The sequence below is a fragment of the Nocardioides piscis genome (assembly GCF_011300215.1).
Classification (GTDB): domain Bacteria; phylum Actinomycetota; class Actinomycetes; order Propionibacteriales; family Nocardioidaceae; genus Nocardioides; species Nocardioides piscis.
Genome location: NZ_CP049866.1, coordinates 1,136,828 through 1,161,975 on the forward strand (window position 1 = coordinate 1,136,828; position 25,148 = coordinate 1,161,975).

The following is a 25,148-nucleotide window of genomic DNA, read 5'->3' on the forward strand; positions in this document are numbered from 1 at the left end:
TAACACGTGACCAACCACGAGATGCACCCCCAGCGCTGGGGCGACCCGGCAGCCCAGACCTCGCTCCCCGACTCCGCCCGCGGCCTGATCGAGCTGGCCTTCGGCGAGATCGTGGAGCGGCCGGCCGCCGAGGACGTCGCCGTGCCGGCGGCCAGGATCCCCGACGAGGCGGTCGACGCCCTGCGCACGGCCGTCGGGGGCGACAACGTCCTGACCGACGACGCCGCGCGTCGGCTGCGCACCCGCGGGAAGTCGACGCCCGACCTGCTCAAGGCGCGCACCGGTGACCTCTCCGACGCCCCCGACGTGGTCGTGCGCCCCGGCGACCAGGCCGAGGTCGAGGCGGTGCTGGCCGTGGCGACCACCCACCGGCTCGCGGTGGTCCCCTTCGGTGGCGGCACCTCGGTGACCGGCGGGCTGGTCGCCGCACGCGAGCCCTTCGCCGGCGTCGTCAGCCTCGACCTGGTCCGGATGAAGCGGCTTCTCGCCGTCGACGACGAGTCGATGACCGCCACCCTCGAGCCCGGGCTCCGCGGCCCCGAGGCCGAGGCGCTGCTCGCCGAGCACGGCCTGACGATCGGCCACTTCCCCCAGTCCTTCGAGTTCGCCTCGATCGGCGGCTTCGCGGCGACACGCTCCAGTGGTCAGTCGAGCGCCGGCTACGGCCGCTTCGACGCGCTGGTCGTCGGACTCACCGTGGTCACCCCGTCAGGCACGATCTCGGTGGGCTCGTCGCCGGCCAACGCGGCCGGACCGGACCTGCGGCAGGTCTTCCTCGGCTCGGAGGGCACCTTCGGGGTCATCTCCTCGGTCACGGTGCGGGTCCGCCCGGTGCCCCAGGACAAGGTCTATGTCGGGTGGCGCTGGCCCTCGTTCGCCGCCGGCGCCGCGGCGATGCGCACGCTGGCCCAGACCGGTCTCCTGCCGACGGTCATCCGGCTCTCCGACGAGGCGGAGACGGCGATCAATCTCGCCGACCCGACCGCCATCGGCGGCGCCGACGAGGCCGGCTGCCTGATGATCACCGGGTTCGAGGGCACCCCGGCCGCTGTCGCAGCCAAGCGCACGGCGGTCACCGCGCTGCTGACCGAGCTCGGCGGCACGGACGTCGGCACCGACGTGGGTGCGGCCTGGGCCCACGGGCGGTTCAACGCGCCATACCTGCGCGACTCGCTGCTCGACGTCGGTGTGCTCGTCGAGACGCTCGAGACGGCGACCTTCTGGTCCAACCGCGAGCGGCTGTATGCCGACGTGAAGTCGGCCCTCGAGTCGTCGCTCGGCGACGGGGCGCTCGTGCTGTGCCACATCTCCCACGTCTATGAGACCGGGTGCTCGCTCTACTTCACCGTCGCGGCCAAGGAGTCGGACGATCCGCTGGCGCAGTGGGCGGCGGCCAAGCAGGCGGCCTCCGACGCGATCGTCGCGGCCGGCGCCACGATCACCCACCACCACGCTGTCGGCACCGACCACAAGCCGTGGTTCGCCCAGGAGATCGGCCCCCTCGGCGTGCAGACGCTGAGGGCGATCAAGGACTCGCTCGACCCGGCCGGCCTCCTCAACCCGGGGGTGCTGGTCTGATGGACTCCTTCTCGTTCCTCGTCAACCCCGCCTCCGGCGGCGGCGCCGCTCCCGAGGCCGTCGTCCCGGTCGCGCGCCGGCTGCGCGACGCGGGCGCCCGCGTCGAGGTGACCTATTCGCCCGGCCCGCACGCGGCCATGGACCTCGTCTCCGCGGCCGTCGCCCGTGGGGACGTCGTCGTGTCCGCCGGCGGCGACGGGATGTTGTCGTCCGTCGCCGGGGCCGTCTCCCGGCTCGGCGGCACGCTGGGCATCGTGCCCGCCGGCCGGGGCAACGACTTCGCGCGCATGCTCGGCCTGCCCGACGACCCGCTCGCCCAGGCCGACGCGCTGCTCGCGGGACGCCGGCGCACCGTCGACCTCATCGCCTATGGCGACGAGCGCATCGTCGCCGGTTCGGTCTATGCCGGCGTCGACGCCAAGGCTGCGGAGATCGTGGACCGCGCGACCTGGGTGCCGAAGCCCGCGCAATACCCGTTGGCTGCGATCCGGGCGCTGGCGACCTACACGCCCGCCCGCTACCACCTGACGATCGACGGGGTCGCCCACGAGATCGACGGTGCCACCGCGGTGATCGCCAACTCGGGCTACTACGGCAAGGGCATGAAGATCGCCCCGGCAGCCTCCCTCGACGACGGCCTGCTCGACATCATCGTGATCGAGGCGGCGTCGAAGCGTGCGCTCGTCCGGGCACTGCCCAAGGTCTATGACGGTGACCACGTCCACCTCGACGAGGTGCACGTCTTCACCGGCCGCGTCGTCACCATCTCGGCGACCTCGCGCACCCCGGTCCCGGTCGGGGGTGACGGTGAGCCGCTCGGCGTGCTGCCTTCCGCACCGTCCGCGCCCACGAGGGTGTCGGTGCTGCCGGGTGCGCTGAACGTCCTCGCCTGATCCGCCGTGGCCTGAGGGCTAGGAGCTGAAGGACCACACCAACAGCTCGGTGCCGGCGGCAGTCGCCTCGAAGGCAGTGCTCGACTCGTCGTCCAGGCGTACGGCGTCGCCGGCTCCCAGCTCGAGCCCGCCGAGCCGTCCTCCGCCGACCGCGACGAACGCGTGGAGGAGGGGTGCGTCCGGGAGCTGGGCGTGCTCGCCGGGAGACAGGCGGGCGATGTCGAGGCGAGCCCCCTCGGTCCCGATGGGCAGAGCGCCGGCCCCCACGACCGCCGTCAGGCCCGGCCCCGGCTCGACGCCCTCGACGCGCCAGCTGGGCGCGAGGCCCGGCTCGTCGGGGCGCAGCCAGGTCTGGAGGAAGCGCGTCCGCCCGCTCGACGGGTCGGCGACCTCCGCGTGCCGGATGCCCGAGCCGGCGCTCATCACCTGGACGTCCCCCGGCTCCAGCGCCAGCGCACGGCCGGCGTCGTCGGTGTGGACGAGCACCCCCTCGAGCACCCAGGTGACGATCTCGAGGTCGCGGTGCGGGTGGTCGGGATAGCCCCCGGCAGGCTCGAGGACGTCGTCGTTGTGGCAGACCATGGGGCCGAAGCCGAGGTTGGCGGGGTCGTAGTGCTCCGCGAACGAGAACGAGTGCCGGGTGACCCGCCCTGGCGCGAGAGTCGTGAACCTCGCCGAACCGGCGTACACAGCCCCTGTCATGGCTATATCTTCAACCAGTGGATGACTTCCCCCAGCTACCGGCCGGCTTCCGGTTCGGCGCCAGCACGGCGGCGTACCAGGTCGAGGGTGCTGCTGACCTCGACGGCAGGGGACCCAGCATCTGGGACACCTTCGCCGGCCAGCGGGGGCGGATCATCGACGGCAGCAGCGGCGCGGTGGCTGCTGACCACTACCACCGCTTCGCCGAGGACTTCGAGCTGCTCAAGCGGCTGGGGACCAAGGACTACCGGCTCTCGCTCAGCTGGTCGCGGATCCTGCCGTCGGGCCGCGGCCGGGTGAACGACAAGGGCCTGGAGTTCTACGACCGCCTGCTCGACACCCTGCTCGAGAACGGCATCTCGCCGATGGTGACCCTCTATGCCTACGACCTGCCGCAGGCACTCGAGGACGACGGCGGCTGGCTCAACCGGGGCACCGTCGACGCCTTCGCCGAATATGCCGCGATCGTGGGGGAGCGCTACGCCGACCGGGTCGAGCACTGGATCCCCCTCAACGAGCCCAACGTCGCCTCGTTCCTGGGCTACGGCATCGGCATGCACGCGCCCGGTCGATCCTTGATGTTCGACTCGCTGTGGGCCTCCCACCACCTCCTCCTGGCCCACGGTCGCGCGGCCATCGAGCTGCGCAGGCACGGCGCGACGAGTGTCGGCTGCGCCAACAACCACGCCCCCGTGTGGCCGGCGACCGACGACGACGCCGACGTCGGCGCGAGCAAGCTCTTCGACGCACTGTGGAACGGCATGTGGCTCGAGCCGATGCTGCTCGGGCGCTATCCGGCCGACCTGATGCCGCTGCTCGAGGGCCTGGCCGAACCCGGCGACATGGCGACGATCAGGCAGCCGCTCGATTTCTACGGCGTCAACTACTACAACCCGATGCGCATCGCCGCGACCGACGAGGACGCGGACCTGCCGTTCGAATATCGCGACGTCGTGGGCTATCCGATCACCGACCGGGGCTGGCCGGTCGTTCCGGATGCGCTGCGGGAGTGGCTGATCATGTTCCGCGCCCGCTATCGCGCCGCACTCCCGCCCATCGTGATCACCGAGTCGGGGGCGGCCTACAACACCGAGCCCGACGCCGAGGGGTCGTGAACGACCAGCTCCGGATCGACTACCTCGCCTCCCACCTGAGAGCCGTCCAGCAGGCCGTGCAACGCGGCGTCGACGTGCGCGGCTACTACTGCTGGTCGCTGCTGGACAGCTTCGAGTGGGCCGAGGGTCTGACCAAGCGCTACGGCCTCGTGCACGTCGACTTCGAGTCCTTGAAGCGGACGCCGAAGAAGTCCTTCCAGTGGTATGCCGACGTGATCGCCGCCCAGGCCTCCACCCCGGCTGCGGGCTGAGCCCTTCGCCGTACGGCGCCGGCCTGCCGGCGGGGGACGCAACCTGGGCGGCGTCGACGCAGCGGGCCGATAGGCTGCCTCGCATGGGGAGTCGCCGGGTCGTGTTCGTGGTCGGATCGGGCCGCAGTGGCACCAGCACCATGAGCGGGACCCTGCAGACGCTCGGACTGCACGTGCCCCAGCCGGAGGTGGTCGCCGACTCCACCAACCCGAAGGGGTTCGGCGAGCCGCAGTGGGTGGTCGACCTCCACCAGGAGCTGCTCGGGCGCTGCGGGGTGCAGGTCTCCGACGCCCGGCCGCGCGCCTGGCTCGACGCGGGGCGGCTCAGCGCCGACCACGCCGTGAGGGAGCGGGTCACCCAGTGGCTGGAGTCGCAGTTCGACCAGGGCGACGAGCTCGTGATCAAGGACCCGCGCGCCGCCTGGTTCCTCGGCCTCTGGCGGGCGTGTGCCGACCGCTGCGAGGCCACCCCCTCCTACGTCACCATGCTCCGCCCGGTCACCGAGGTCGTGGGCTCGAAGAAGAAGTACTACGACCAGCGCCAGGGCGACGTCACCCGCACCGCCGCCTGGATCAACATGATGCTCCACACCGAGCGTGCGACCCGTGGCGAGGCCCGCCGGTTCGTCCGCTACTCCGACCTCCTGGACGACTGGACCCAGCCGGTCTTCGCCCTCGGTGAGGCCTTCGACCTCCAGGCCGTCAAGACGGCCATGGCCAACGACATCGCCCAGGTCCACAAGTTCATCGACCCCTCACTGCGCCGCGTGACCCTCACCTGGGACGACGTCGAGGTCCCGCGCTCGCTGCGTGATCTCGCCGAGGAGACCTGGCAGACGCTCGACGGGCTGGCCACCGAGGGCGGCGACAGCGCCGAGGCACACGCCCGCAGCGACCAGCTGCGCGTCGCCTATGACGAGATGTATGCCGACGCCGAGGCGTTCGCCCACTCCACGACCCTGGCGGCGCGGCGCGAGGGCGCTGTCACCGCCCGGCGAGAGATCGAGCAGGCCGCCGCCGAGGCCGCCGTCGAGGCCGGCGGCGCGCCGCGACTCCCGCACGCCGTCCGGGCGATGGTGCCACCGCGGGCTCGACGGGGGCTTCGCAAGGCGCTGACGCGACGACGCAGCCGGGAGGCCTGATGTCGGGCCCGGACATCCCCTCGCTCGAGGGGCTGGTCGACTACGACATCACCTGGCCGTGGACGCGCGGCGAGTCGCTCACGCCCGGCCTGACCTGCGTCTTCCGGGTGCGCAACGAAGCACGCAACCTGCCCTGGGTGCTGCCGCCGATCTTCGACGCCGTCCAGCACGTCCTGCTGGTCGACAACGGCTCCGACGACGGCACGCTCGACGTGGCGCGGCGGATCGCCGACGACTGTGGCGCCGCGGACCGGTTCACCGGGCTCGTCTATCCCCACGAGGTCGCCCGGGCCGGCGGTGAGCACCTCGCCACTCCCGCCACCAGCGTCCACTCGTTGACGCACTTCTACAACTGGTGCTTCAGCCAGGTCCGCACCGCCTACTCGATGAAGTGGGACGGCGACATGGTGCTCACGCCCGAGGGCGCGGGCATCCTGCGCGACCTCTCGTGGCAGCTCGAGTCGACCCGCACCATCGTGGCGATGCCGCGCCACCCGCTGACGGTCGTCGACGAGTCCACCGGTTGGCTCGACCTGTCGCTGCGGTTCCTCGAGCCCTGGGTCTATCCCATGGGTCCGGACTTCACGTTCGTGAAGGCCTTCGACTGGGAGCTGCGCGAGTTCCCGGCCGACACCGAGAGGCTCGTCCTCCAGCAGGGGTTGTGCGTGGAGGTCAAGTGGCTCGACGCCGATGAATATGCCCACTGGCGCACCGAGGGAGTCGACTTCACCAACACCCGGCTCTATCGCAAGCTGCGCGAGTTCGAGGTCGACGACGCCATCCGGTCGGGACGTGCCGAGGAGCTCGGCGGCCTGGTCCGGGTCGACGCGCCGCCCGGCGTCCACATCATCGACCACGTCACGCGCACGTGGCTGCGGCAGCAGCCGCGGCCCCTCGTCAAGCACTCCCTGCCCGCATCGCTGCGGGAACGGGACAGGTCGACCGGCAGCCGGCGGACGGGGGCTCCTTCGTGACCCATCCCCTCGACGGCTTCACCTCCCCATCTCCCCTGCTGGCGATCGGCGACGACGACACAGGTGCAGACCTGGCCCCGCCCGGGTCCACCTTCACGACCCTGGCCGGGGCCGCCGACATCGGCCGCGGCTGGAAGTCCGTCCTGTGGATGACGGCGGACCGCGCCTCCCTGCGCCAGCGGGCCTCGGCCCTGCCACGCGTGGGCCAGGTGCGGGTGGTGGCCCTCTGGCTCACCGATGCCACCGACCCGCTCGTGGTGCACCCCCGGCCCGAGTGGCCGCCGCTGACCAGCCTGATGGCCCGCGAGACCGACCGGGGGGTGCTGACCGTCCTGCGCTTCGTCCGCCCCGTGGCGGCCCACCAGGTGCTGGTCGAGTGTGCCCGGCAGGCGGCCGGCGGCGACCACGGGCACGGTGGGCTGGTCGTCGGATATGCCGGGCGGGAGGCTGCCGCTGGACTCGACGTGCGCGCGCCCTGGTTCCACGACGCGACCGAGGCCGGTGACCCTGAGCGCGACGTGCCCCCCGACGTGGTGATCTCCTCCCAGCCCGGCGGACCCGAGGTCCACCACGTGACCGACCGGGCCCCCCTGGTGGTCACCGACCCGGGCCTCGAGCCCGTGGACGAGCTGGTCGTCAACCCGGTGGGCTGGCGCAAGGACTGGGACGAGCCCGTGCGCGACCTCGACCCACGGCTGCGGCTGACCGAGCGGACCATCGAGGGGCTCAGGGCGGTCCAGGGCCTTCGCGTCGACCTGGCCACCGCCGATCCTCGGGTCGTGGCGGGGTTGGCGACGGCGGGGGTCCCGCTGCTCGCGGAGGGCACCAACCCCCACCTCAGCCCGGAGCTCGCCGCCGCGCTCGCAGCGCCTGCAGACCTCGACGACGGACTCGCCCGCGAGGAGCACAGCGTCGCCACCAGGCGCGCGGCACTCGACACCCACTCCACGCTCGCCTGGCGACGCGACCTGGCCCGGGGCGCAGGTGTCCGGTTCGTGGCGCAGCCGAAGGTGAGCGTCCTGCTCGCCACGATGCGCCCCCACCAGCTCGACTTCGCGCTGCGCCAGCTCGCGCGCCAGCGCGACGTCGAGCTCCAGGTGGTCCTCGGCACCCACGGCTGGACGGTGGACGAGGACCAGGTGCGCGCCCGGCTCGCAGGGCATGACGTCGTCGTACGAACCCATGACGAGGATGCGTTCTTCGGCGACGTGCTCGACGACGCGGCGGCCGCGGCCGGCGGCGACGTCCTGATGAAGGTCGACGACGACGACTGGTATTCCCCGCACGCCGTCCACGACCTGCTCCTCGCTCGTCGCTACACCGGCGCGGAGGTGGTCGGGATGCCGAGCGAGTTCGTCTATCTCGAGGAGCTCGGGGTCACCGCCCGCCGCAACCACCCGACCGAGGTCTTCAACCGCTTCGTCGCGGGCGGGACGATCATGATCGACCGTCACGTGCTCCGTGGCGTGGGCGGGTTCCGGCGCGTGCGCCGCTTCGTCGACGCCCAGCTCCTCAACGCGGTCGAGGCCGGCGGTGGCCGGATCTATCGCACCCACGGTCTGGGATATGTCCTTCGACGCACCGGGTCGGGGCACACCTGGGCCTCCGACCCCGAGTCCTTCCGCCGACCCGAGATCCTCGAGCGCGAGTGGACCGGCTTCCACGCCAGCCGCGAGCTCACCGTGCAACAGGCGGACCTGCCATGACGCGCGAGCTGCAGCCGCTGGTCCGGCGCAACGAGTGGCGTTCGCTCACCCCGGCGCCGCTCGACGACTGGGAGCCCGAGAAGAGCGTCAGCGTCGTGATCCCGACCTGGCAGGCCGGGGCCACGCTCCCCGTCGTCCTGGCCGCTCTCGCGGCGCAGACCTATCCGACCCACCTGCTCGAGGTCGTCGTCGTCGACGACGGCAACCCCGACCCGGTGGTGCTGCCCGAGGTCCGGCCCGAGAACACGGTGCTCGTCCGGGTGGGTGACGGCTGGGGCCGCGCCAACGCCTGCCACACCGGCGTGCAGGCCAGCAGCGGCGAGATCATCCAGTGGCTCGACGCCGACATGCTGTGCTTCGCCGAGCACGTGGCGGCCCAGGCACGGTGGCACCACCTCGTGGACTACGCGGTCGTCCTGGGCACCAAGCGCTTCGTCGACCCGTCGGCCCTGGTCGGCATCGAGCCGGGTGCCGTCCGCGACGCGGTCGCCGACGGAGCGATCGCCACGACCTGGGACTGGGACGCCGAGGAGACGCACAAGTGGGTCGAGGGGATGTGGCGGCGTACGAACGACCTGACCCTCGCCGGCCCGCGTGCGTTCCGTGCCCACGTCGGCGCCACCGGGTCGCTGACGCGCTCGCTCTACGACGCTGCGGGAGGTATGGCGACGAGCCTGCGCCTGGGCGAGGACATGGAGCTGGGACACCGGCTCGCCGAGGCAGGCGGCGTGCTGCTCCCGGAGCACTCGTCGCGCGCCTGGCACCTCGGACGCACCCACGTGATGGAGCACCGCGACGCGATCAACCGCTACAACGACGCGTTCCTCGCCAACCTCGTGCCCACGATGCGACCCAAGCGGAACCGACGTGGGCGGCGCTACGACGTGCCCTTCCTCGAGGTGGTCCTGGACTCGCGTGCGCACCCGGGCGAGCGCGTGCAGCGGGTCGTCGACGCGGTCCTGGACTCCACGCTCGACGACCTGCGGGTCGTCCTGGTCGGGGACTGGTCGTCGCTGACCCAGGAGCGCATCTCCCCGGTGCGAGACCCGCGCCTGGAGGCGCGGATCGTCCAGCGGACCTATGCCGGGGACCAGCGCGTCGAGCTGGTGACCGACCTCCCGACGACCCGCCGCTCGCCGTGGCGGCTGACCCTGGACGGCGTGACCACGGCGCCGGGGGAGTCGGCCCTCGAGGACCTGCTCGACGATCTCGAGCGCCACCACGACGGCGCCGCGGTGATCGAGGGCGTCGGCCGCCTGGAGCGCACCGCCGCCGTGTCACGGGTGCTGCGTGTCCACGGCCGGCTGGGCGACGACGAGCTCGACTCGGCGTACGGCCTCGTCCGGCGCTCGGCGAGCGACGTCGGTTGGGTGGCGACCGACGAGCGCGAGGTGCCGCGCTACGAGGGGAAGATGAAGCCGCCGGTCCCTCGGGACTGATCTCGTGCGGCCCTCACTCCTCACACCCGGCCAGCGGGACGCCAGCGACGCAGGCGCTCAGTCCGAGCCGAAGAGGTCGCGGGTGTAGACCTTGTCGCGGACGTCCTCGAGCTCGGGCGACATCCGGTTGGCCACGATCACGTCGGCCGTCGCCTTGAAGTCGGCCAGGTCGTCGCACATCTCGGAGCCGAAGAACCTGCCGTCGGCATCGAGGTGGCTCGCCTCGATCTCGGGCTCGAAGACCACGACCCGCACGCCCCTGGCCTTGATCCGCTTCATGATCCCCTGCACCGACGACTCGCGGAAGTTGTCCGAGCCGGCCTTCATCAGCAGCCGGTGGATCCCCACGACCTTGGGGTGTCGGTCGAGGATGTCGAAGGCGACGAAGTCCTTGCGGGTCGTGTTTGCCTCGACGATGGCGTGGATGAGGTTCTGCGGGACCTCGGAGTAGTTGGCCAGCAGCTGGCGGGTGTCCTTGGGCAGGCAGTAGCCGCCGTAGCCGAAGGACGGGTTGTTGTAGTGGGTGCCGATCCGCGGGTCGAGGCCGACGCCGTCGATGATCTGTCGCGTCGAGAGACCGCGGGAGAGCGCGAACGAGTCGAGCTCGTTGAAGAAGGCGACGCGCATCGCCAGATAGGTGTTGGCGAAGAGCTTGATCGCCTCGGCCTCGGTGGGCTCGGTGAAGAGCAGTGGGACGTCGTCGATGTCGGCGCCCTTGACCAGCAGCTCGGCGAACCGACGCGCCCGCGCGGAGTCCTCTCCGACCACGATCCGCGACGGGTTGAGGTTGTCGTGGAGGGCGCGCCCCTCCCGCAGGAACTCCGGGCTGAAGATGACGTCTGCGGTCCCGAGCCGCTGGCGCACGTCCTCGACGAAGCCGACGGGGATCGTCGACTTGATCACCATCGTGGCGCCGGGAGCCGCCTTCAGCACGTCGGCGATGACTGCCTCGACCGAGTCGGTGTTGAAGTAGTTGCTCACCTCGTCGTAGTTGGTCGGCGTCGCGATGATGACGAAATCGGCGTCGGCATAGGCCTGCGCGGGGTCGGTGGTGAACGTGAGCGTCAGGTCCTCGCGGGCGAGGAACCTGCTGATGTCGTCGTCGTGGATCGGGCTCTGCCCGGCCTGCAGCCGCTCGATGCGACCCTCGTCGAGGTCGAGGCCGACCACGTCGTTGTCGCGGGCCAACAGGCAGGCCATGGAGAGTCCGACATAGCCCAGGCCGGCAACGGCGATCTTCGTGGTCACGCCGTCATTGTGCCCGCTGCGGGCGCCGGACGCGGTGACCCCTCGGTCGCCGGGGGATGAACGGCAGTCGAGGGGGTGACCTTCGGTCCTTGTCGAGCACGGGGTCGGGGCGTCATGGTGGTGGGGACATCATCTGCAGCGACCTCGAGAGGAGCTGTCATGGACGAGGCAGTCACCGCGCTCACCACCGAAGAGTGCTGGGAGATGTTGGAGCAGGAGGAGTTCGGGCGCATCGCGTTCCGACTGGTCGACGAGGTGCACATCACCCCGATCAACTACGCGGTCGACGGCCGCAGCCTGCTGTTCCGCAGCGCCGAGGGCGAGAAGCTCCTGGCGATCGTGATGGGTTCCGAGGTCGCGTTCGAGGTCGACCACTACAACGACGACTTCGCGCGCAGCGTGGTCGTCCGTGGCGCCGCGCGTCTGCTGCCCGAGGACGAGGCGCACCGCGCGGAGAACGTCCCGCTCAGGCCCTGGGTGGCTGAGGAGAAGTACAACGTCGTCGAGCTGCAGCCGAGGGTGGTCTCGGGTCGCGCCTTCCACCTCTCCCGGCCCTGGCTGCACCTGCGGCCGCACGACTGACAAGCACCCTCAGGACGCATGCCGCCGCGTCGATCAGGGGCCGTTCGGGAGCGCCCGTGGAGAGGGTGATTCTTGGGCCGATCCGTTGTCGGTGGTCTCTGGAAGAGTGCTCTCATGACGGCGCTCCCTCACTCCTTCGACCACCAGGTCGCAGCCGCCGCGCGCCGGTGTGCCGAGGCGGTCGAGTCGGTGTCGGATGCGCCGTTGTGGTCGATGGGCTCGGGTGAGGTGGGGGAGACGCTGCTGGTCCTGACCCGGGCGCGGGCGCAGCTCGACGAGCTGTTGATGCGGGTCTTGCGTCATGGTGAGACGGTCGAGACGGGCCTGGAGACTGGCGCGGTGTCGACGACGAGCTGGTGGTCCCACGAGACGAGGACGACGCGCGCCGAGGCGCACCGGATGCGTCGGTTGGCCGAGGGCCTCGAGCGCCACGCCTGCGTCCGGGAGGCGCTGGCGGCGGGTGAGGTGCTGACCGATCAGGCGCGGGTCATCGTGGACGCGGTCGACGCGCTGCCCGACGACGTCGCCGAGTGGGTGCCTCCGGCAGCGACGGAGTTCTTGTTGGCCAGGGCGCATGACCATGACGCGAAGGCGTTGCGGGTCCTGGGCCGGCGGCTCCTGGAGGTCATCGATCCCGAGGCTGCGGACGCCGAGGAGGCGCGCCGGCTGGAGGCCGAGGAGCGCGAGGCGCGGGCGGCGGCGGCGTTGACGATGTCCGACGACGGGCACGGCAGGTGCCATGGCCGGTTCACGCTGCCGACGCTGCACGCGGAGATGTTGCGCAAGCACCTGATGGCGTTGGCCTCTCCGGCCCGGGCAGGGACCACTGCGCCGACGCAGCCGGGGGAGCGGGGGTTGTCGCGGCACCGGATGGGTCGCGCGTTCATGGACTACATCGAGTCCCGGCCAGCCGACTCGGTGCCGTCTGCTGGCGGGGTGCCCGCCACGGTCGTGGTGACGATGAAGCTCTCGACGTTGCTGGGTGGGTTGAGGGCGGCATCGTTGGACACCGGTGCGCGGATCAGCGCTGGTGAGGCCCGCCGGCTCGCCTGCAAGGCTGGCATCATCCCGGTCGTGCTGGGCGGGCGGAGCGTCGTCCTCGACGTCGGGCGCAAGCGACGCTTCCACTCCGAGGCGCAACGCATCGCAATGGGTGTGCGCGACGGTGGCTGCACCGCCGCCGGATGTGATGCGCCGCCGGGTCTGTGCCATGCCCACCACGACGTCGCCTGGTCGAAGGGCGGCGGGACGAGTGTCGAGCAGGGGAGGCTGCTCTGCTCGAAGCACCACACGCGCATCCACGACCCGGCGTTCCAGCACTCCCTCGACAAGCACGGGAAGGTGCTCTTCAGTCGGCGGACGTGAGGCGTTCGCGGCGTTAAGACGCAGTTCGACCCGTTCCGAATGACGATCCGGCTAGAGCGACAAGCGCCCTCGTCGGCCGGGCAGCGCGACCGACCTCAACTGGTGCTGTCAAGGATCAGTCGGGTCGCCTCTTGCGGTGCGTCCCATTGTGGAAAGTGGCCACACCGCTCGAACCAGTGCAGCCTTGCGTCCGGAAACAGTTCCGTGGCACGTGCGGCCTGTCTCGGCATGGTCACCAGGTCACGACGACCCCAACCGATCGTGACCCGGCCGGGCACAGTGCCGGCCGGCGCACCCTGCTGCTTGGGCCCCTTGGTCAGTGCGTCCAAGGCCGCGCCGGTCGACGGGGAGTCGGCCAGCCCGCGCACATCCGGCAGCACGGTCTCGCGCGAGAGTGCCCAGGGCCGCGCCGAGAACTGCGCGAGCAGCAGCGTCCTTCCCACGGGGTTGCCCAGCAGTGCTGGCAGCGTGCCTCGAAGCGCCCGGACCAGAGCGATCGATGGCCGAAGCGTGGCGCCGAAGACGGCGAGTTCGCGGTCGCTCCAGAAACCACCCGGGTCCAACGCCACGGTGTCGCCGCCGACGCCTCGCCGTGCGAGCTCGAGCACCATTCGGCCACCCATCGACTGGCCGACGATCGACACCCCGTCCAGACCTTGTTCGCGGATGAATTCTGCGACGGAGTCGGTGAGGGTGGCTATCGAGACCTCGCCGGTCAAAGGAAGCGACTCGCCGAAACCCGGCAGGTCGACGGCGATGACCTCACGGCTCTCGGCCAGTCCGTCGATGATCGGGGACCAGGATCGCCATCCAGCGCCCAGACCGTGCACGAGCAACAAGGGCCTGCCGCTTCCGCGGCGCGCATGGTTCAACGTCATTTCTTGAACGCTAGCCCACGCGGAAATCTGTGCATCGCCACCGCGAGCCGATCCGCAACGAGAGACACTGATCCACACACTCCACCGCTGCTAGATCCGGACGTTTGAATGCGACCGGCGCTGAGCGCCCTGACTTGCCGTGCCATGCAGACCGGGCTGCGTCGGCTGTTTGGCCCGCGCCGACAAGCGGCGGGATGACGCACGCCAAGCCGGTCGGTTGCACTGTTGTGCGGCGGGGCCAGCCAGGCTCGCCTACTCTCGAGCGATGACCGAGCCGATCACGCCCAGACAGCTCTCAGTAGAACTCAGCCTCAGTCCGACCACGATCCGTCAGTGGCTGCGCGACCAAGGCTGGCAGAGCGCTCCGTATCGCCGATGGGAACTATCCACAGAGCAGGCGGACCAGGTTCGCAAGCACTTCCGCAACTGACTACGTCGTCAGGCGGCGGTATCACCCATTGGTTCCATCCCCTGCTGTCCCTCCTTGACGGCACTCCAACGCGGTCGGACGCCTCGAAGCCGCCCGTGTGTCTACGCCATGACCTAGGGTCGCCGGCATGGACGCGGACAAGCGGTATCAAGTCTTCGTGAGCTCGACATATCTCGACCTCATGGAGGCTCGCGCGGCCGTAGTCTCGGCTCTGCTGAACCTTGACGCGATCCCCGCTGGCATGGAGTTGTTTCCCGCTGCCGACGACGACGCCTGGACGTTGATCGAGGACGTGATCGCGGACTCCGACTACTACCTGCTCATCATCGGAGGCAAGTACGGCTCCGTTGATCCAGATCTGGAGATCAGTTTTACCGAGCGGGAGTACGACACGGCCGTTCGCCTGAAGAAGCCGGTCATGGCCTTTCTTCACGGGCAGCCCGGCAAATTGTTGGCTGAACGGACGGAAGACTCGGACGCGCGACGCGAGGCGCTGGCGGCATTCCGCAGGAAGGTGGAGACCGCCAAGCATGTGAAGTACTGGACGTCGCCCGAGGATCTCGCCGGCAAGGTGGCCCTTACCTGGAACACATTCCGACGGCGATACCCAGCGACGGGTTGGATCAAGGCCGATCAGGCGACGAACAAGGAATCCCTTACAGCTCTAGCGAAGGCCCAGAAGGAAATCGAAGAGCTAAGGGCGCAACTCGAGAGTGTTCGCACCCAGGCGCCGCCCGGGACGGATCGGCTGGCGCAGAGAGAAGGCAAGTTTTCTCTTCCTCTGTATGCCAAGGGGAAGTGGAGTGACATCTCCGGATACCCCAGGTACTCAGTGGGTGTTTGGACTTCAGTAGAGATGACCTGGGACCGCGCATTTGGCTACCTCGGGCTCAGGATGATGCAGGAGGCCGATGAGCCCACCCTCAAGACCGATTTGTGCTCCGTAGCGGAGTTCGACAACAGCGACGACGTTCGGAAGGCGCTCCAAGCAGAGATTGAGGGAGAAGTCGGGAAGTCGGGCGACACCCGCTTCAAGTGGTGGTGGGAAGGCTTGGAGGTTTCAGACGAGGACTTCCAGACTCTCCTGTTGCAGTTCAACGCGCTTGGACTGATTCAGCACTCGAAGCGCAATCGGTCCGTCAAGGATACGGCGAACTACTGGTCACTCACGCCCTACGGGCACACCCGCCTCGTGCAACTCCGCGCGTTGCAAGCCGGCGAGGAGTCGCTGCTCCGCGCTGACTACCCCGCGTCGCTGGAAGAAGAATCAGAAGCTGAAGTCCCGGCCGCTGAACAAGACTGATCCGGACTGGGGTGGTTGGGCGCTCTGCATCTGCGTCACAGTGGGCGCTTCGACGGAACCGCCCGCCGCTTGAACAGCCTGCCTCGAGCATCTCTGACCAGACCCCTTACAACGCAGCGACCAGCCTCGTCGCCTGGTCGATCGCCCGCTTCGCGTCCAGCTCGGCAGCGACGTCGGCACCGCCGATCAGGTGACCGCCGACCTCGTCGTGCAGGTCACGGACGGACTCCTGCCCGGCACAGACCACCACGTGGTCGACGTCGAGGACGCGCGGCTCCCCGTCCACGGTGAGGTGCAGGCCGGCGTCGTCGATCAGGTCGTACGTCGCCCCACTGACCAGCTGCACGCCGGACTGCTTCAGCACGGCCCGGTGGGCCCAGCCCGACGTCTTGCCCAGCCCGATCCCGATGGGGGTGCTCTTGCGCTGCACCAGCGTCACCTCACGCACCTGCGTGCGGGGCTTCTGCTCGGTCAGGCCGCCGGGGTGCACGGCCGGGTCGCCGACGCCCCAGTGGGCATACCAGTCCTCGTCGGTGTCGCTGGGGTCGTGGCTGAGGTAGTGGCTCACGTCGACGCCGATCCCGCCCGCGCCGATCACCGCGACGCGGCGCCCGACCGTGACCCGGCCGGCCAGCACATCGGCATACGACACGACCTTGGGGTGGTCGATGCCGGGGATGTCGGGGATCCGCGGGACGACGCCGGTGGCGATAACCGTGTGGTCGTATGTCGACAGGTCGCCCGGCGCCGCGGGGGTGCCGAGCCGCACGTCCACCTCGAGCACCTCGAGCCGGCGGGTGAAGTAGCGCAGCGTGTCGGCGAAGTCCTCCTTGCCGGGCACCTGCATCGCCAGGCGGAACTGGCCGCCGACCTCGGCGGCCTGCTCGAAGAGCGTCACCGCGAAGCCGCGCTCGGCGGCGTTGACGGCCGCGGCGAGCCCGGCCGGACCGGCGCCGACGACGGCGACGGTCTGCTTGCGCATCGTGGGCGTGAGCACCAGCTCGGTCTCGTGGCAGGCGCGCGGGTTGACCAGGCACGAGGCGCGCTTGTTGGCGAAGACGTGGTCGAGGCAGGCCTGGTTGCAGGCGATGCAGGTGTTGATCTCGTCGGCGCGGTCTGCGGCGGCCTTGGCGACGAAGTCGGGGTCGGCCAGGAGCGGGCGGGCCATCGAGACGAGGTCTGCCTCGCCGCTGGCGAGGATGTCCTCGGCCAGCTCGGGGGTGTTGATCCGGTTGGAGGCGCAGACCGGGACGTCGACGATCTCCTTGAGCCGGGCAGTGTGCGAACGCCAGGCGCCGCGGGGGACCTGGGTGATGATCGTCGGCACCCGCGCCTCGTGCCAGCCGATGCCGGTGTTGAAGACCGTCACCCCGGCCGCCTGGAGGTGCAGCGCCAGCTCGGCGATCTCCTCCCACGACTGGCCGCCCTCGACGAGGTCGAGCAGCGAGATGCGATAGATGATCGGGAAGTCGTCGCCCACGAGCTCGCGGGAGCGACGGACGACCTCGACGGCGAAGTGCATCCGCCGCGAGGCGCTGCCGCCCCACTGGTCGTCGCGGTCGTTGGTGCGGGCGGCCAGGAACTGGTTGATCAGGTAGCCCTCGGAGCCCATGATCTCGACGCAGTCATAGCCGGCCCTGCGGGCCAGCGCCACGCTCTTGGCGAAGGCCGTGGCGCATGCGTCGACCTCCTTGGTCGACATCGCGCTCGGCTTGAACGGGGTGATCGGGGACTTCTTGTCCGAGGCGCTCTGCGAGAGCGGGTGATAGCCGTAGCGGCCCGCGTGCAGGACCTGCAGCGCGATCGCACCGCCCTCGTCGTGGACCGCGGCGGTGATCCGCTCGTGGCGCTTGGCCTGCAGGCGGTTGGTCATCTCGGAGGCGAACGGCTTGAGCCAGCCGCGCTTGGTCGGCGCATAGCCGCCGGTGATGATCAGCCCGACCTCGCCGCGGGCGCGCTCGGCGAAGTAGGCCGAGAGCTTGTCGATGTCCCACGGGTGGTCCTCCAGCCCGGTGTGCATCGAGCCCATCACCACGCGGTTGCGCAGGGTGAGGTTGCCCAGGGTGACGGGGGCGAGGAGGTGGGGGTAGGGCGTCATCGCGTGTCCTTGCTGTTGTCGGAGGTTGAGGAGGGCGCCCTGGCGCCCGTCACGAAACCGTGGGCGTGGAGATAGTCGGAGAGCCAGCCGATCCAGAACTCCTCGAGGCGGATCCCGCCGCGCAGGACGAGCAGCTGGTCGAGCGCGTGGCCGTCGAGCGCCGCGGGCTCGGGATAGTCGCGCTGCTCGAGGACGCGGTAGTGCGCCAGCCGGGCCTCGTGGTCGGCCAGGGTCTCGCGCACGTGCCGCAGCAGGGTGGGGCGATCGCCGTACGACGCCCCGCGGAGCTTCACCGCGAGGTCGCTGCGGAACGTCTCCATCTGCGTCGGCTCGGCCAGCCAGTCGGCGAGCACCTGCGCCCCGGCGGTCGAGACGGTGTAGACGCGGGTGTCGGGCTTGCCCGTCTGCGGGACCGTCTCCACACTGAGCCAGCCGTCGGACTCCATCCGGGAGAGCACGCGATAGATCTGCTGGTGGGTGGCATGCCAGAAGAAGCCCAGCGAGCGCTCGAAGCGGCGCGCCAGCTCCAGCCCGGCGCCGGGCTTCTCGCTGAGCGCCACGAGAAGTGCGTGCTCGAGGGCCATGCCGCGATGGTGCCAGACCTATGCAACTAGTTGCAAGGGTGGGTGGTGGGAGTCACAGCACGCCCGAGCCCGGCATCTCCTCGAAGACGATCTGCGTCTCGGTGTGCCGGACGGCCGGGTGCACGTTGACGTGCTCGAGGACCAGGTCGCGCAGCTGCTGGGTCGAGGCGACGGCGACGTGGATCAGGTAGTCGTCCTCGCCGCCGACGTGCAGGATCCGCAGCGCTCCCGGGACCTTGGCCAGGACCTCGTGGAAGCTTGCGACGTGGTCGCGGTTGTGGCTGCCCAGTCGCACCTTGACCACGGCCTGGATCGGGAAGCCGAGAGCGGCCAGGTCGATGTCGGCGTGGACGCCGCGGATCACCCCGCGCTCGCGCAGCGTGCGGACGCGCTGGAGGCAGGTCGACTCGGCGATCCCGAGCCGCTTGGCGAGGGCGGCGTTGGTGATCCGCCCGTCGGCGGCGAGCTCGGTCAGGAGGCGCCGGTCGAGCGCGTCGAGCGGTGCAGGATCGGGTGAGGAGGGGGCTGGCGACATACGAGAAACTCCATGATCTGCGGTGTGACCGACGATCGACGGGCAGTTCTTCACTCAGTGTTGCCGATCAACGTGGATTCCACCACCGTGGGCCGCGTGACCAGTCTCGACACCCTTGCCGTCCACGCCGGCCGGACCGACCTCGCGGCGCTCGGCGTCCACGCGCTCCCGCTCGACCTGTCCACCACCAACCCGCTGCCGAGCATCGACAGCGGCGGCGCCTCCTACGAGGCGATGGCGACCGGCGGCCACCCGACCGAGGGCGGCCTGGTCTATCAGCGGCTGTGGAACCCCACCGTCGCCCGGTTCGAGGAGGCCCTTGCCCTGCTCGAGCACACCGACGCGGCCGTCGCGTTCTCGACCGGGATGGCGGCGCTGACCGCAGCGGTCCTCGCGGCGGCGACCGAGGGCGACGGCCGCCACGTGGTCGCCGTGCGTCCGTTGTACGGCGGCAGCGACCACCTCCTCGCGTCCGGGATGCTCGGCGTCGAGACCACCTATTGCGCGCCCGACGAGGTGGCGGGCGCTGTCCGGTCCGACACCTGCCTGGTGGTCGTCGAGACCCCGGCCAACCCGACGCTCGAGCTGGTCGACATCACGGCCGTCGTCGAGGCCGCCGGCGGGGTCCCGGTGCTGGTCGACAACACCTTCGCGACGCCTGTCCTGCAGAACCCGGCCGACCACGGGGCGACGCTGGTCCTGCACAGCGCCACGAAATACCTCGGCGGTCACGGCGACGCCATGGGCGGCGTGATCGCCTGCCCCGAGCCGTGGGCCGAGGCGCTGCGCCGGGTGCGTGCGGTGACGGGTGCGCTGCTCCACCCGATGGGCGCCTACCTGCTGCACCGTGGCCTGGCCACCCTGCCCGTGCGCGTGCGGACGCAGCAGGACGGCGCGGGCAAGGTCGCCGGCTGGCTCGCCTCCCAGCCGGGCGTGCGCGAGGTGCGCTATCCGGGGCTCGCCGAGTGCGACCCGCTGCACCTCGTCGGGCGACAGCTCCGCGGTCCGGGCGCGATGATCGCCTTCAGCCTCGAAGGTGGCTATGACGCCGCGTGCGCGGTCACCGAGTCGGTCCGGCTCTTCACCCACGCCGTCTCCCTGGGTGGGGTCGACTCGCTCATCCAGCACCCGGCCGGCCTCACCCACCGACCGGTCGCGCCCGAGGCGCGGCCGCACGCCGACACGCTGCGGCTCTCCATCGGGCTCGAAGACCCCGACGACCTGTGCGCCGACCTGGCGCAGGCGCTGACGGCTGCTCGCTGAGACGCCCCTCGCGACCGTGACAGCGCCGGTGTCATGATCGGTCCCATGACGTATGAACTGGGCCAGGGCACCGGACCGCTCCGTGGGGTCAAGGTCGTCGAGATCGCCGGGATCGGTCCCGGCCCGCACGCGTGCATGATCCTCGCCGACCTCGGCGCCGACGTGATCCGGGTGGAACGGGCGGGCGGCGGGATGTTCGGCGGCGGGCAGCACGACGTGCTCACGCGCAGCCGGCCCAGCGTCGCGATGGACCTCAAGAACCCCGCTGCCGTCGCCGCGGTCCTCGACCTGGTCGAGCAGGCCGACGTGCTCGTCGAGGGGATGCGCCCCGGCGCGATCGAGCGGCTCGGCCTCGGCCCGGACGACTGCTGGGCCCGCAACGAGGCCCTGGTCTATGGCCGGATGACCGGCTGGGGCCAGGACGGCCCGTGGAGCCAGGTCGCCGGCCACGACATGAACTACATCGCCATCACCGGTGCCCTGCACGGCCTCGGTCAGGACAAGGCGCGCCCGCACTTCCCGGGCAACCTCGTCGGCGACTTCGGCGGCGGATCGACATACCTCGTCATCGGGATCCTCGCCGCCCTGCTCGAGGCGAAGGTGAGCGGCAAGGGCCAGGTCGTCGATGCCGCGATCGTCGACGGCACGGCCCACCTCAACGCGATGTCGGCGACCTTCGCGGCGCTCGGCATGGACAAGGGAGAGCGGGCCTCCGGCCTCCTCGACGGCGGCACGCCCTACTACGACATCTATGAGACGGCCGACGGCAAGCACATGAGCGTGGGCGCCCTGGAGCCGCAGTTCTATGCCGAGCTCATCAGCCGCCTCGAGCTCGACCTCCCCGACCGCAACGACCCCGCCAACTTCCCCGCCATCCGGGACGCGCTGACCACCCGCTTCAAGGAGAGGACCCAGGCCGAGTGGTCCCAGGTCTTCGACGGCACCGACGCCTGCGTGGCCGCGATCATCCCGCTGGCCGAGGCGACTCAGCACCCGCACCTGGTGGCCCGCGAGACGTTCGTCGACAGCGCGGGCATCACCCAGCCTGCCCCGGCTCCCCGCTTCTCCCGCACGCCGGCGACGATCTCGATGCCACCCGGCGGTCCGGGCGGACACACCCGCGACGCCCTCGCAGCCTGGGGGATCGAGGACGTCGACGCGCTCATCGAGTCCGGCGCGGCCACCCAGGCGTGAGCATGCGCCCCTTCCTCTTCCTCGGCACCCGCGCCGAGGACGACGTCGCCCAGCAGGAGTACGACGCCGTCCTGGCCGGCACCGGCCTGCAGCCCGACGAGCTGGCGCGCGTGCGCGTCGAGTCCGGCCCGCTGGGGGAGATCGACCTGGACGACTGGTCGGGGATCATCCTCGGTGGCGGCCCGTTCAACGCCTCCGACCCCGACCACCTCAAGTCCCCGACCCAGCACCGCGTCGAGGCCGAGCTGCGCGATCTGGCCCGGCGCGTGGTCGCTGCTGACATGCCGTTCCTCGGCGCCTGCTACGGCGTCGGCGTGCTCGGCGTCCTGGACGGCGGAGTCGTCGACCGGACCTACGGCGAAGCCATCGGCGCCCTGCCGATCCGGCTCACCGCCGAGGGGACGGCCGATCCGCTGTTCGGCGAGCTGCCCGAGGTGTTCCTGGCCTACCTCGGCCACAAGGAGGCCGTCTCGCGGCTCCCCGGCGGCGCGGTGCTGCTCGCCTCGTCGGACACCTGCCCCGTCCACGCGTTCCGCCTCGGCCGCAACGTCTATGCCACGCAGTTCCACCCCGAGCTCGACCCGGTGGCGCTGTGCGACCGGATCGATGCCTACGCAGACCACGGTTACTACGAGCCGCACGAGCGCGAGTCGCTCAAGGCGGCTGCCCGTGAGGCGCTGGTCGTCGAGCCCGTCCGGCTGCTGGCTCGCTTCGTGGAGCTCTACGCCCGCTCATGACCAGAGACCCGAGGCCCGTGACCAACCACGTCGACGTCCTGATCGTCGGTGCCGGCCTGTCCGGCATCGGCGCCGCCGCCCAGCTGACCCGCGAGCACCCCGGTCGCAGCTTCGCGATCCTGGAGAAGCGCGGGGTCAGCGGCGGCACCTGGGACCTGTTCCGCTATCCGGGCGTCCGCTCCGACTCCGACATGTTCACCCTCGGCTATCGCTTCAAGCCGTGGACCGACGAGCGGTCGCTGGCCGACGGGCCCTCGATCCTGGCCTACGTCCGCGAGACCGCCACGGAGCACGGCCTCGACGATCACATCCACTACGACCACGACGTCACGAGCGCGTCGTGGGACTCCGGGTCAGCGAGGTGGACGGTCACGATCACCACGCCGACAGGATCGCAGGAGTGGACGACCGACCTGCTGTGGATGTGCAGCGGCTACTACGACTACGACGAGGGCTTCACCCCCGACTTCGCGGGCCTGGGCGAGTTCACAGGACAGGTGGTGCACCCGCAGCACTGGCCGGCCGACCTCGACCATGCCGGGAAGAAGGTGGTCGTGATCGGCTCCGGCGCGACCGCCGTCACGCTCGTCCCAGCCCTGGCCGCGTCGGGCGCCGAGCACGTGACGATGCTGCAGCGGACACCGACATACGTCCTGTCGGTGCCGTCGGTCGACAAGCTCGCCGTCGGGCTGCGCAGGGCGCTCGGCCCCAAGGCGTCGCACGTCGCCAACCGGTGGCGCAACATCACCGTCTCCACCGCGCTCTACCAGTTCAGCCAGCGGCGGCCGGCGGCTGCGCGCAAGCTGATCCGGCGGCTCAACACGTCGTTGCTGCCCGCGGGCTATGACGTCGACACGCACTTCAACCCGCCCTACGACCCGTGGGACCAGCGGATGTGCCTGGTGCCCGACAGCGACCTCTTCAACGAGATCCGCCGCGGTCGCGCGTCGGTGGTGACCGACGCGATCGACACCTTCACCCCGACCGGCATCAGGCTCGCGTCCGGTGAGGAGCTCGAGGCCGACGTCGTCGTCACCGCGACCGGGCTCAACCTGCTGGCCTTCGGCGGCATCGCCCTCACGGTCGACGGCGCACCGGTCGACGTCGCGGACACCATGGCCTACAAGGCGCTGATGCTCAGCGGCGTTCCCAACTTCGTCTTCACCATCGGCTACACCAACGCGTCCTGGACGCTGAAGGCCGACCTGGTCGCCGAGTTCGTGTGCCGACTGCTGAGCCACCTCGACAAGACCGGCCGGCGCTACGCCGTGGCCCGCCCGGACCCGGCCGTGCGGCCGATGCCGTTCATGGACTTCACCGCCGGCTACGTCCTGCGCGCCCTCGACCGGCTGCCCAAGCAGGGCGACGTCGAGCCGTGGCAGCTGAAGCAGAACTACGTCTACGACATGCTCAAGATCCGGCGCGCCCCGATCGACGACGGGGTGCTGGGCTTCGGCTGACCTCGACCAAGGATTCGCCTGTTGTCACCGCTGACCCCTAGGGTTGCCGACTAGTCGGTCCGGCCAGTCTTGCCCCGGATCGCAGTGGGAACTCGAAACAGGGCCCGCTCACCTCGACTTCTTCGAGGCCATGCCGCGCAGCACGCGCGATGTGTTGGCGAGACGCCAACGAAAGTGATCCACCATGACGTTCGCCGACTTCGGCGTGCCCAGCATGCTCATCGACATCCTCGACAAGCAGGGCATCACCTCCCCCACCCCCATCCAGGCCGCGACGCTGCCTGACAGCCTCGCCGGGCGCGACGTGCTCGGTCGGGGCCGCACCGGCTCCGGCAAGACGTATGCGTTCCTGCTGCCGCTGGTCACCCGCCTCGACGCCGCGAAGCTGCCGGCCATGCCGCGCAAGCCGCGCGCGCTGATCCTCGCCCCGACCCGCGAGCTCGTCGGCCAGATCCACGCAGCCCTCAAGCCGATGGCCGACGCCGCCGGCCTCTCCACGATCGTCGTCTATGGCGGCGTGGGCCAGGGCCCGCAGACCACCGGCCTGAAGAAGGGCGTCGACATCGTCGTCGCCTGCCCGGGCCGCCTCGAGGACCTGATGCAGCAGAAGTACTGCGACCTGTCCGCAGTCGAGGTCACCATCCTCGACGAGGCCGACCACATGGCCGACCTCGGCTTCCTGCCCGGCGTGCGCCGGATCATGGACAAGACCCCGCAGAGCGGCCAGCGGTTGCTGTTCTCCGCGACGCTGGACAAGGCGATCGACGTCCTGGTCAAGCGCTTCCTGACCAACCCCGTCACCCACGAGGCCGACTCGGCGCAGTCACCCGTCTCCACGATGAGCCACCACGTGCTCCACGTGAGCCGCGACCAGCGCGTGCCGATCCTCGTCGACCTGGCCAGCGCGCCCGGCCGCACGGTGATGTTCACCCGCACCAAGCACGGCGCCAAGGCGCTGGCTCGTCAGCTCAACAAGAGCGGCATCCCGAGCGTCGACCTGCACGGCAACCTGTCGCAGAACGCCCGCACCCGCAACATGGCGATGTTCCACTCCGGCAAGGCCACCACGCTGGTCGCCACCGACATCGCCGCGCGTGGCATCCACGTCGATGACGTGGCCCTCGTGGTGCACGCCGACCCGCCGACCGAGCACAAGGCCTACCTGCACCGCTCGGGCCGCACCGCGCGTGCCGGCGCCGTCGGCACCGTCATCACGATGATGACCGACGACCAGGTGCGCGACGTCCGCGACCTCACCCGGCTCGCGGGCATCAAGGCCACGACCACCAAGGTCCACGGTCCCGACCACCCGATGCTGGTCCAGCTCGCTCCCGGTGAGCGCACCACTCCCGGCGGCCTCGTCGCCGACGTCGCCCCCTCGGGTGGCGGCTCCTCGACCGGCGGCAACGCCCAGCGCAAGCGCGCCCGCAAGACCGGCGAGACCAACGGCCAGTCGCGCCGGGGCAACCCGACCGGTGGCTCCGGCTCGGCCGGCGGCTCCGGTGGCGGTCAGCGCCGCCGTTCCGGTGGCGGCGGTCAGGGTGCTCCGGCAGGCGCGCCCTCCGGCGGCAGCCGCGGTCGTCGCAGCGGCGGCGGCAACCGCAGCACCTCTGGCTCGACCGGTGGTCGTTCACACTCGGCCGCCTCCTTCTCCGGTCGCTGACCGGGGCT

General features: G+C 70.6%; 23 protein-coding genes. 17 read left to right on the plus strand and 6 right to left on the minus strand.

Going from position 1 to position 25,148, the window contains the following annotated elements; all coding sequences use genetic code 11:
• Positions 1-6: 6 nt before the first annotated feature.
• Entirely contained in the window at positions 7-1,578 is a 1,572-nt protein-coding gene (locus tag G7071_RS05635) for an FAD-binding oxidoreductase (protein WP_246210494.1), read from the plus strand.
• Positions 1,578-2,471 (plus strand): diacylglycerol/lipid kinase family protein, encoded by an 894-nt coding sequence (locus G7071_RS05640; RefSeq protein ID WP_166315979.1) that lies wholly within the window; start codon positions 1,578-1,580, stop codon positions 2,469-2,471. The genes G7071_RS05635 and G7071_RS05640 overlap by 1 nt, the downstream gene beginning before the upstream one ends.
• Before the next feature lie 18 nt (positions 2,472-2,489).
• Here G7071_RS05640 and G7071_RS05645 read toward each other — a convergent pair whose 3' ends face one another.
• Positions 2,490-3,173, minus strand: coding sequence for a pirin family protein (locus tag G7071_RS05645; RefSeq protein WP_166315982.1), 684 nt, complete (start codon positions 3,171-3,173; stop codon positions 2,490-2,492).
• Positions 3,174-3,190: 17 nt separating this feature from the next.
• On the opposite strand from G7071_RS05645, the gene G7071_RS05650 reads away from it, so the two are divergent.
• From G7071_RS05650 to G7071_RS05670, 6 genes are all read left to right on the plus strand, one after another.
• Entirely contained in the window at positions 3,191-4,288 is a 1,098-nt protein-coding gene (locus G7071_RS05650; RefSeq protein ID WP_281351742.1) for a glycoside hydrolase family 1 protein, read from the plus strand.
• A complete protein-coding gene (locus G7071_RS19600) occupies positions 4,285-4,539 on the plus strand; it encodes a family 1 glycosylhydrolase (RefSeq protein ID WP_281351743.1) in 255 nt (84 codons plus the stop codon). Before G7071_RS05650 ends, G7071_RS19600 begins: the two co-directional genes overlap by 4 nt.
• Before the next feature lie 83 nt (positions 4,540-4,622).
• Positions 4,623-5,681 (plus strand): sulfotransferase family protein, encoded by a 1,059-nt coding sequence (locus G7071_RS05655; protein ID WP_166315985.1) that lies wholly within the window; start codon positions 4,623-4,625, stop codon positions 5,679-5,681.
• The gene (locus G7071_RS05660) at positions 5,681-6,655 is read left to right on the plus strand and encodes a glycosyltransferase family 2 protein (protein WP_206062914.1); all 975 of its coding nucleotides are present in this window, start codon (positions 5,681-5,683) and stop codon (positions 6,653-6,655) included. The genes G7071_RS05655 and G7071_RS05660 overlap by 1 nt, the downstream gene beginning before the upstream one ends.
• On the plus strand, positions 6,652-8,361 hold the full coding sequence (locus tag G7071_RS05665; RefSeq protein ID WP_166315988.1) for a hypothetical protein: 1,710 nt from the start codon (positions 6,652-6,654) through the stop codon (positions 8,359-8,361). The genes G7071_RS05660 and G7071_RS05665 overlap by 4 nt, the downstream gene beginning before the upstream one ends.
• Positions 8,358-9,800, plus strand: a complete 1,443-nt coding sequence (locus G7071_RS05670; RefSeq protein ID WP_166315991.1) for a glycosyltransferase family 2 protein — start codon at positions 8,358-8,360, stop codon at positions 9,798-9,800. Before G7071_RS05665 ends, G7071_RS05670 begins: the two co-directional genes overlap by 4 nt.
• Before the next feature lie 57 nt (positions 9,801-9,857).
• Here G7071_RS05670 and G7071_RS05675 read toward each other — a convergent pair whose 3' ends face one another.
• The gene (locus G7071_RS05675) at positions 9,858-11,048 is read right to left on the minus strand and encodes a nucleotide sugar dehydrogenase (RefSeq protein WP_166315994.1); all 1,191 of its coding nucleotides are present in this window, start codon (positions 11,046-11,048) and stop codon (positions 9,858-9,860) included.
• Between the two features lie 159 nt (positions 11,049-11,207).
• On the opposite strand from G7071_RS05675, the gene G7071_RS05680 reads away from it, so the two are divergent.
• A complete protein-coding gene (locus tag G7071_RS05680; protein WP_166315997.1) occupies positions 11,208-11,630 on the plus strand; it encodes a pyridoxamine 5'-phosphate oxidase family protein in 423 nt (140 codons plus the stop codon).
• A gap of 114 nt (positions 11,631-11,744) precedes the next feature.
• Positions 11,745-12,995, plus strand: coding sequence for an HNH endonuclease signature motif containing protein (locus tag G7071_RS05685; RefSeq protein WP_166316000.1), 1,251 nt, complete (start codon positions 11,745-11,747; stop codon positions 12,993-12,995).
• 95 nt (positions 12,996-13,090) lie between these two features.
• On the opposite strand, the gene G7071_RS05690 is transcribed toward G7071_RS05685, so the two are convergent.
• On the minus strand, positions 13,091-13,951 hold the full coding sequence (locus G7071_RS05690; protein ID WP_206062915.1) for an alpha/beta fold hydrolase: 861 nt from the start codon (positions 13,949-13,951) through the stop codon (positions 13,091-13,093).
• A 187-nt stretch (positions 13,952-14,138) separates the two neighbouring features.
• Here G7071_RS05690 and G7071_RS05695 point away from each other — a divergent pair, with 187 nt between their 5' ends.
• A complete protein-coding gene (locus tag G7071_RS05695; RefSeq protein WP_166316003.1) occupies positions 14,139-14,303 on the plus strand; it encodes a hypothetical protein in 165 nt (54 codons plus the stop codon).
• Positions 14,304-14,430: 127 nt separating this feature from the next.
• Positions 14,431-15,606: a DUF4062 domain-containing protein gene (locus tag G7071_RS05700; protein WP_166316006.1), complete on the plus strand. Its 1,176-nt coding sequence runs from the start codon at positions 14,431-14,433 to the stop codon at positions 15,604-15,606.
• Between the two features lie 106 nt (positions 15,607-15,712).
• On the opposite strand, the gene G7071_RS05705 is transcribed toward G7071_RS05700, so the two are convergent.
• Genes G7071_RS05705 through G7071_RS05715 form a run of 3 tightly spaced genes read right to left on the minus strand, consistent with a single transcriptional unit; the run spans position 15,713 to position 18,823 of the window.
• Entirely contained in the window at positions 15,713-17,704 is a 1,992-nt protein-coding gene (locus tag G7071_RS05705; RefSeq protein WP_166316009.1) for an NADPH-dependent 2,4-dienoyl-CoA reductase, read from the minus strand.
• A complete protein-coding gene (locus G7071_RS05710; RefSeq protein WP_166316012.1) occupies positions 17,701-18,288 on the minus strand; it encodes a PadR family transcriptional regulator in 588 nt (195 codons plus the stop codon). Before G7071_RS05710 ends, G7071_RS05705 begins: the two co-directional genes overlap by 4 nt.
• Positions 18,289-18,340: 52 nt before the next feature.
• The gene (locus tag G7071_RS05715; protein WP_166316015.1) at positions 18,341-18,823 is read right to left on the minus strand and encodes an Lrp/AsnC family transcriptional regulator; all 483 of its coding nucleotides are present in this window, start codon (positions 18,821-18,823) and stop codon (positions 18,341-18,343) included.
• A gap of 96 nt (positions 18,824-18,919) precedes the next feature.
• On the opposite strand from G7071_RS05715, the gene G7071_RS05720 reads away from it, so the two are divergent.
• From G7071_RS05720 to G7071_RS05740, 5 genes are all read left to right on the plus strand, one after another.
• Complete coding sequence (locus G7071_RS05720; RefSeq protein WP_246210496.1) at positions 18,920-20,086, plus strand: trans-sulfuration enzyme family protein; 1,167 nt, start codon at positions 18,920-18,922, stop codon at positions 20,084-20,086.
• A 45-nt stretch (positions 20,087-20,131) separates the two neighbouring features.
• Positions 20,132-21,280: a CaiB/BaiF CoA transferase family protein gene (locus tag G7071_RS05725; RefSeq protein ID WP_281351744.1), complete on the plus strand. Its 1,149-nt coding sequence runs from the start codon at positions 20,132-20,134 to the stop codon at positions 21,278-21,280.
• A 2-nt stretch (positions 21,281-21,282) separates the two neighbouring features.
• Positions 21,283-22,017, plus strand: a complete 735-nt coding sequence (locus G7071_RS05730; protein ID WP_166316021.1) for a glutamine amidotransferase — start codon at positions 21,283-21,285, stop codon at positions 22,015-22,017.
• 17 nt (positions 22,018-22,034) lie between these two features.
• Positions 22,035-23,477 carry a flavin-containing monooxygenase gene (locus G7071_RS05735; RefSeq protein WP_206062916.1) on the plus strand — a complete coding sequence of 481 codons (1,443 nt, stop codon included), beginning with the start codon at positions 22,035-22,037 and terminating at the stop codon, positions 23,475-23,477.
• 184 nt (positions 23,478-23,661) lie between these two features.
• Positions 23,662-25,140, plus strand: coding sequence for a DEAD/DEAH box helicase (locus G7071_RS05740; RefSeq protein ID WP_166316027.1), 1,479 nt, complete (start codon positions 23,662-23,664; stop codon positions 25,138-25,140).
• The last annotated feature ends 8 nt before the right edge of the window (positions 25,141-25,148 follow it).

What these genes read in the sequence shown, in the direction of transcription:
- G7071_RS05640 (WP_166315979.1), top strand. Translation starts at nt 1,578, where the DNA reads ATGGACTCCTTCTCGTTCCTCGTCAACCCCGCCTCCGGCGGCGGCGCC.
- G7071_RS05645 (WP_166315982.1), bottom strand. Translation starts at nt 3,173, where the DNA reads ATGACAGGGGCTGTGTACGCCGGTTCGGCGAGGTTCACGACTCTCGCG.
- G7071_RS05655 (WP_166315985.1), top strand. Translation starts at nt 4,623, where the DNA reads ATGGGGAGTCGCCGGGTCGTGTTCGTGGTCGGATCGGGCCGCAGTGGC.
- G7071_RS05660 (WP_206062914.1), top strand. Translation starts at nt 5,681, where the DNA reads ATGTCGGGCCCGGACATCCCCTCGCTCGAGGGGCTGGTCGACTACGAC.
- G7071_RS05670 (WP_166315991.1), top strand. Translation starts at nt 8,358, where the DNA reads ATGACGCGCGAGCTGCAGCCGCTGGTCCGGCGCAACGAGTGGCGTTCG.
- G7071_RS05680 (WP_166315997.1), top strand. Translation starts at nt 11,208, where the DNA reads ATGGACGAGGCAGTCACCGCGCTCACCACCGAAGAGTGCTGGGAGATG.
- G7071_RS05685 (WP_166316000.1), top strand. Translation starts at nt 11,745, where the DNA reads ATGACGGCGCTCCCTCACTCCTTCGACCACCAGGTCGCAGCCGCCGCG.
- G7071_RS05695 (WP_166316003.1), top strand. Translation starts at nt 14,139, where the DNA reads ATGACCGAGCCGATCACGCCCAGACAGCTCTCAGTAGAACTCAGCCTC.
- G7071_RS05700 (WP_166316006.1), top strand. Translation starts at nt 14,431, where the DNA reads ATGGACGCGGACAAGCGGTATCAAGTCTTCGTGAGCTCGACATATCTC.
- G7071_RS05705 (WP_166316009.1), bottom strand. Translation starts at nt 17,704, where the DNA reads ATGACGCCCTACCCCCACCTCCTCGCCCCCGTCACCCTGGGCAACCTC.
- G7071_RS05710 (WP_166316012.1), bottom strand. Translation starts at nt 18,288, where the DNA reads ATGGCCCTCGAGCACGCACTTCTCGTGGCGCTCAGCGAGAAGCCCGGC.
- G7071_RS05715 (WP_166316015.1), bottom strand. Translation starts at nt 18,823, where the DNA reads ATGTCGCCAGCCCCCTCCTCACCCGATCCTGCACCGCTCGACGCGCTC.
- G7071_RS05725 (WP_281351744.1), top strand. Translation starts at nt 20,132, where the DNA reads ATGACGTATGAACTGGGCCAGGGCACCGGACCGCTCCGTGGGGTCAAG.
- G7071_RS05730 (WP_166316021.1), top strand. Translation starts at nt 21,283, where the DNA reads ATGCGCCCCTTCCTCTTCCTCGGCACCCGCGCCGAGGACGACGTCGCC.
- G7071_RS05740 (WP_166316027.1), top strand. Translation starts at nt 23,662, where the DNA reads ATGACGTTCGCCGACTTCGGCGTGCCCAGCATGCTCATCGACATCCTC.